Origin of the sequence: Thiolapillus sp. (genome assembly GCF_048562965.1) — a bacterium.
Lineage (GTDB): Bacteria > Pseudomonadota > Gammaproteobacteria > Chromatiales > Chromatiaceae > Thiolapillus > Thiolapillus brandeum_A.
The window spans coordinates 1-4,989 of record NZ_JBHNMF010000236.1; the positions used below are offsets into that span (position 1 = coordinate 1).

The 4,989-nt window shown below is 51.1% G+C and carries 7 protein-coding genes; all 7 read right to left on the bottom strand.

Annotation, left to right across the window (positions count from 1 at the left end; all coding sequences use genetic code 11):
• On the bottom strand, positions 1 to 278 hold a 278-nt coding region (locus ACOCD2_RS12090), incomplete at its 3' end, for a hypothetical protein (protein ID WP_419625708.1).
• Between the two features lie 9 nt (positions 279 to 287).
• On the bottom strand, positions 288 to 647 hold the full coding sequence (locus tag ACOCD2_RS12095) for a DUF86 domain-containing protein (protein ID WP_293701653.1): 360 nt from the start codon (positions 645 to 647) through the stop codon (positions 288 to 290).
• Complete coding sequence (locus tag ACOCD2_RS12100; RefSeq protein ID WP_293701651.1) at positions 640 to 930, bottom strand: nucleotidyltransferase family protein; 291 nt, start codon at positions 928 to 930, stop codon at positions 640 to 642. Before ACOCD2_RS12100 ends, ACOCD2_RS12095 begins: the two co-directional genes overlap by 8 nt.
• Positions 927 to 1,382, bottom strand: a complete 456-nt coding sequence (locus ACOCD2_RS12105) for a virulence RhuM family protein (protein ID WP_419620702.1) — start codon at positions 1,380 to 1,382, stop codon at positions 927 to 929. The genes ACOCD2_RS12100 and ACOCD2_RS12105 overlap by 4 nt, the downstream gene beginning before the upstream one ends.
• 1 nt (position 1,383) lies before the next feature.
• Positions 1,384 to 3,354, bottom strand: coding sequence for a site-specific DNA-methyltransferase (locus tag ACOCD2_RS12110; protein ID WP_419625709.1), 1,971 nt, complete (start codon positions 3,352 to 3,354; stop codon positions 1,384 to 1,386).
• Positions 3,355 to 3,423: 69 nt separating this feature from the next.
• Positions 3,424 to 4,524, bottom strand: coding sequence for a helix-turn-helix domain-containing protein (locus ACOCD2_RS12115; RefSeq protein WP_293689005.1), 1,101 nt, complete (start codon positions 4,522 to 4,524; stop codon positions 3,424 to 3,426).
• Positions 4,517 to 4,861, bottom strand: coding sequence for a type II toxin-antitoxin system RelE/ParE family toxin (locus ACOCD2_RS12120; RefSeq protein ID WP_293702195.1), 345 nt, complete (start codon positions 4,859 to 4,861; stop codon positions 4,517 to 4,519). Before ACOCD2_RS12120 ends, ACOCD2_RS12115 begins: the two co-directional genes overlap by 8 nt.
• Between the last annotated feature and the right edge of the window lie 128 nt (positions 4,862 to 4,989).

Below are 4,989 nucleotides of genomic sequence, written 5' to 3' on the forward strand. Positions count from 1 at the left end.
GCCAGTTCCGGCTGCAAGGGGATATTGTTGTCTTCCTGTATTTTGTGCAGGTTCTCCAGTAGCAGTTCATCGGTCAGCACCAGTTGATTGGCCACTGCCGCGATATTGGAGAACTCCTCATCGCCCAGTGAAAGCTGGCTGCCCCCGTCCTGGGTCCCGATGGATACCGAATAGGTTTCATTGGCCAGAGGCTGCCCCTCGAACAGCGCCACTACGGATTCGATCGCCTTTTGCTGATAGTCGAGATTGCCATCGAATTTGAATTTGATTGTAGACATGCCCGTGTACTACCCAATCTCGTCCCGCAGATTTTCCAGCGCGGAAAGCAGTTCTGGAATATCATCCTGAATAATGCTCCAGATGGTATCGTCATCAATACCGAGATAGGCATGAATCAGACGGTTCCGGGTTGCGATAATCAAGCGCCAAGGCACTTCCGGGTGATCTTTGCGAATATCATCGGGGATATGCGTGGCGGCCTCACCGATCAATTCGAGATTGCGTAAGGCTGCATCATAGTTAAGCCCGCTGGTTGTAAATTCCTGCTGTGACATACCCTCGGTATAAAGCTGCACTTTTTGCGCAAACCCGATCATATCATCGAGATAAAACCGCCATTCGCGCTGGCCTTTATCTACATCAGACATACACTGCCTCCTGTTCCACATAAGGTCGTAACTCGGGCCTCAGTGCTTTTTGAGTGACCAGATCGACGGGGCAGTTGAACAAATCTTCCAGATAGAACTGAACGCCGAAATAGCGTTGCGAAGTCGCCGGGCCGTCGAAATCAACCAGAATATCCAGGTCGCTATCGGCTCGGGCTGCATTTCTGGCCGTTGAGCCAAACAGTGCCAGCGTCGTTACGCCAAACTGCTTTTCAAGATCTGCCTTGTGCGAATCAAGCAGCGCAATGGCTTCATTTCTTTTCATATAAAGGCCCTCCGCGAGCAAGGTATGGGGCGATTGATAAAATCATTTTTACTGTAATCTTTCAGGGTTCGGTATTTTTCCTCTTCCTGGCGAACTACCAAGTAATCCTTGGCAGTTACCCACCGGTGAAAACGGGTGGCGGTGTGGGATTTCACCCGATACCCCACTGAAATAATGGCGTCCAGGTTGTAGTGCTTCAGATTGCGGCGTACCTGCCTTCCCCCCTCCAGACGAACTACCGAGAAATCCTCGGTAGTTGTCACATCTTCCAACTCTTTGTCTTCAAAGAAGTTTTTCAGGTGAAGACTGATGTTGTCCGCCGAAGTCTGAAACAATTCCGCCATTTGTGCCTGGGTCAGCCAGACGGTTTCCTCCACCAGCAGCACCTCCAGCCGGGTCTGCCCCGACTCGGACTGGTAGATCAACACTTGCCCGGCATCAGAATCCCTCATATCAAACCACCTTGAAGACCATCTCGGTCTCGGCGCCCTGAGAACGGGATTTGAAGGTCTGGACCGCATTCGCCTTGAGCTGGTCGTTGCCTTTGAAGCACTTGTCCAGGCAGATGAACTGCATGGGTTCGCGGTCGGCAACCGCATCGATCAATTCACTGGTGAGTTGGTCTTCGAGGCAGATCAGCAGCGCGCCTTCGGCAATGGAGAAAACCAGCTTGCCGGCCAGATCGAGGGTTTCGATCTTTTCGGTGGGCATGAAGCCCGCCTTGATCAGTAGTTCGTAGAGAATATCTTCCTGGCTGGCATCGGGGTCGATATGATCGGTGTGCAGTGCCAGTTGTTGGCTGAGTTGGTCGGCGCTCAATTCTTCGCTGGGGGCCTGCCACGGCTTGAAGCTGGATTGATCCAGTTTGAGGACCTTGAAACCGAGATCAAGTTTAGCCTTGCCTTCCAGGTCTAGCTGGCCTTCGCGTTCTTCGCGGATTTTTTGGGCGGCGCGGCGGATGCGTTCTTTGCCAATGTCTGCGATAGTTTTATATTGCTTGTCTTCTATTGGCTCAGGCAATTGAACCATAATAAAATTCACTGGCGACTTTTCTACAGAGTGAAGCATGGCCGCATGAGCGGTCGTCGAAGATCCTGCAAAAAAATCCAGCATAATATCGCCTTCTCTTCCTTGCGAAAGCTCTATAATCCTTCTAATCAATCTCAACGGCTTTGGGGTATCAAAGTTCCTGTCCGTGTCAGAAAACAGTTTGTTAATCTCCTTTTTCGCCTCATCGTTGTGCCCAACGTCCTCAAACCCCCACCAAGTGGTAGGCATTTTTCCTCCGACATCACTCAGAAACCTTTTGTATGCGGGAGTCGAGTTCTTACCATCAATTCCCCACCATACCCTTCCTTCTTTCTCATGTTTTTTGTGCTGATCACGGCTGTATCTCCATACAGCTGTTTTTTTAGGCCAAATTTCCTCTTCAGTATTCGGATTAACTATTGAGTAGTAGAGGTTTGGCCTCTCTTCAGCTGATTTATTACACAAATAATTGTCCGCCCTCCATTCACCTCGTGGATCATTGTCCGGGTTTTTATATGGCTTATTCATCGACTCATCTCTTTCGAGTCGATTTAATGTAGACAATGACTTTCCTGAATCATTGAGCCTTCGCTGCTTAAGGTAAACAAGAACGTAATCATGAGAAGGAGATATATCAGTAGCATCGTTTGAAGGCGCATATTTCTTTTGCCAACATGCACTGGCAATAAAATTTTCCTCCCCATAAATCTCATCACACATCCGCCTCAGATTCTCCACCTCATTGTCATCTATAGAGATAAAGATCACGCCATCCTCCCGTAACAGATTACGAGCGAGATAGAGTCGCGGATACATCATATTCAGCCACTTGGTATGAAAACGCCCCTCAGCCGCTGTATTGGTGGAAAACTTCTTGCCCTCATCATCCACCAGCCCTGCATAGGCCAGATAGGTTTCCAGTGACTCGCTGTACTTGTCCGGGTAGATAAACTCCTTGCCAGTGTTATACGGCGGATCGATATAGATCATCTTCACCTTGCCGTAGTAGCTCTTCTGCAGGAGCTTGAGCACCTCGAGGTTGTCGCCTTCGATAAACAGATTCTGCGTAGTATCGAAATCCACCGACTCTTTACGGCAGGGCTTGAGGGTGGCGCGGGAAGGCTCCTGAATCAGCTTCATGCAGTCGCGCTTGCCCGGCCATTCCATACCGTAGCGTTCGCGCCGGCCTTCGTACACATCGCTGAAGGTGCCGAGCTCGGCCTTGAGGCGTTCGAAATCGATGGTCTCTACCGGCTGACCGTCCGGACCAGTGGTCTCGGTGAACACAGCGGGCAACAACTGCTTGAGCTCACGGCGCCTTTGTTCGGCAATATCGAGTGAACTGCCATCCATCTTTGCCAGGTCGGCCGGTTCCGGTTTCACGTTATCGGTCATAGTGTTTATCCACTTTTATCATCATTCGTTATTGCTCTTCCAATTCAGGACTGTTCCCACTATTGGCCGCTACTTGTGGCTCCATTGATACCTGACCTTCAAATCATTGCAGTGAGTCAACGGCAGCAGTTTTTTATGTTGCAATTGCCCCACCACAATCCCAGGAGCAATCCCCACTTCCTGCGCAAATTGGCAGATAGCCGCTTTACTGAACGGCGCTTGTGCGGCGAAATTTTTGAAGGCCTTTTTCGGTAACAGCTCCTGCTCGGCAAAGCTATTGGCCTGTTCTTCCTTCTCACCATCCATACCGTTCACACCTTCAATAAACAGCGCCTTCTTGCCGTGCAAGAGGATATGCCCGGCTTCATGGAAGAAAGTGAACCAGAGGTGATCGTTGGTTTTGTAGCACAGGCTGAGCTGGATGATGGCCTTGTCAGAACTAACCCAGCGAGTTGCCCCGCTAACGCCGGTCTTGGGCAGACAGGGAATAAACACCACGGCGACGCCGGCCTGGGCACAACGTTGCTGCAAGGCAGGTACGAAATGCGCGGGATCGGTTTCGGCCGTGAGGGCGCGGATAGCATCCAACGCCAGCCGAAATGCGGGTTTATCATAGGGCTGGCACGCGATGTTTGCAGCCTCCAGCTCGCCCTGGCGCAGCCAGGCAGAAACCGCCTCCGGAAAGATTTCGTGCTTGTTGTGCTGACGGTAGGCGACGGCCACCTTGGGCCAGATATTGTCCCACTGCTCCACGCTGGCAATACCGAAGAAACGCAGCACTTCTTCGAGCTGCTGCCTTTTATTCTTATGCTTTTGCAGCCATCCCATCTTTGCCATCGCGTTGACGGGAATACGTTTGAGCCAATCGAGATCTTTTTCCAGCTGGACCTCTTCGGCCAAACGCGCGCGGGTCTCCTGATAGTGAGCCTCCAGATTGAGCCAGTACTCGACTGGCATACCCAGGGCACGCTCCAGCTTGATGGCAGTTTCAGGTGTGATAATGACCGTGCCCTTGCCCTTGAGGATGGCAATGATGTGCTTTTCGCTTAAGCCCGTGCGCTTGGCCAGTTCGGTCCGACTCATGTTGCGCAGTTCGAGCTCATGGCCCAGCACCTCACCAGGTGTTACAGCGTAGTCCGGCTGGTAGGTATTTTTTGCTGTATTAGCCATGAGTATCTTCCACTCCGTGTATTTTTATCGCCGTTACCTGGTGCCAGTCCAGACCACCTTCTTGCCTCTCCGGCAACGGATTGTGCGCCGGTGAGAGCAGCAGGCGGTATGGTCCGTCCAGATCGAGGCTCAGTTTGCCCTTGCGGTTACCAGTCAATTCATGACAACGATGCGGTGGGCTGTAGGGCGGCGCAAACATAGCCAAGCTGGGCGCAGCACGTAGTGTTGTCAGTACAATCTTTAAACGCTTAGCTCGCTGAGAACCAAATGCCTTCACCATGGCTCGTTCCTGATTCAGCTGCTTTTCCAGACGCCTGCTGGAGAAACTAATATCCATATATTTATTTACCTACTAGGTTAATAGTTTTTCTTATTTTTTTCAACAGGAAAGTGGGCAGACGACCAAGCCGGGGCTGCGCCTTCGCCAAGCTCTGTACATCTATCCTATTGATTATATGTTTGTTT

What these genes read in the sequence shown, in the direction of transcription:
- ACOCD2_RS12100 (WP_293701651.1), bottom strand. Translation starts at nt 930, where the DNA reads ATGAAAAGAAATGAAGCCATTGCGCTGCTTGATTCGCACAAGGCAGAT.
- ACOCD2_RS12115 (WP_293689005.1), bottom strand. Translation starts at nt 4,524, where the DNA reads ATGGCTAATACAGCAAAAAATACCTACCAGCCGGACTACGCTGTAACA.
- ACOCD2_RS12110 (WP_419625709.1), bottom strand. Translation starts at nt 3,354, where the DNA reads ATGACCGATAACGTGAAACCGGAACCGGCCGACCTGGCAAAGATGGAT.
- ACOCD2_RS12095 (WP_293701653.1), bottom strand. Translation starts at nt 647, where the DNA reads ATGTCTGATGTAGATAAAGGCCAGCGCGAATGGCGGTTTTATCTCGAT.
- ACOCD2_RS12120 (WP_293702195.1), bottom strand. Translation starts at nt 4,861, where the DNA reads ATGGATATTAGTTTCTCCAGCAGGCGTCTGGAAAAGCAGCTGAATCAG.
- ACOCD2_RS12105 (WP_419620702.1), bottom strand. Translation starts at nt 1,382, where the DNA reads ATGAGGGATTCTGATGCCGGGCAAGTGTTGATCTACCAGTCCGAGTCG.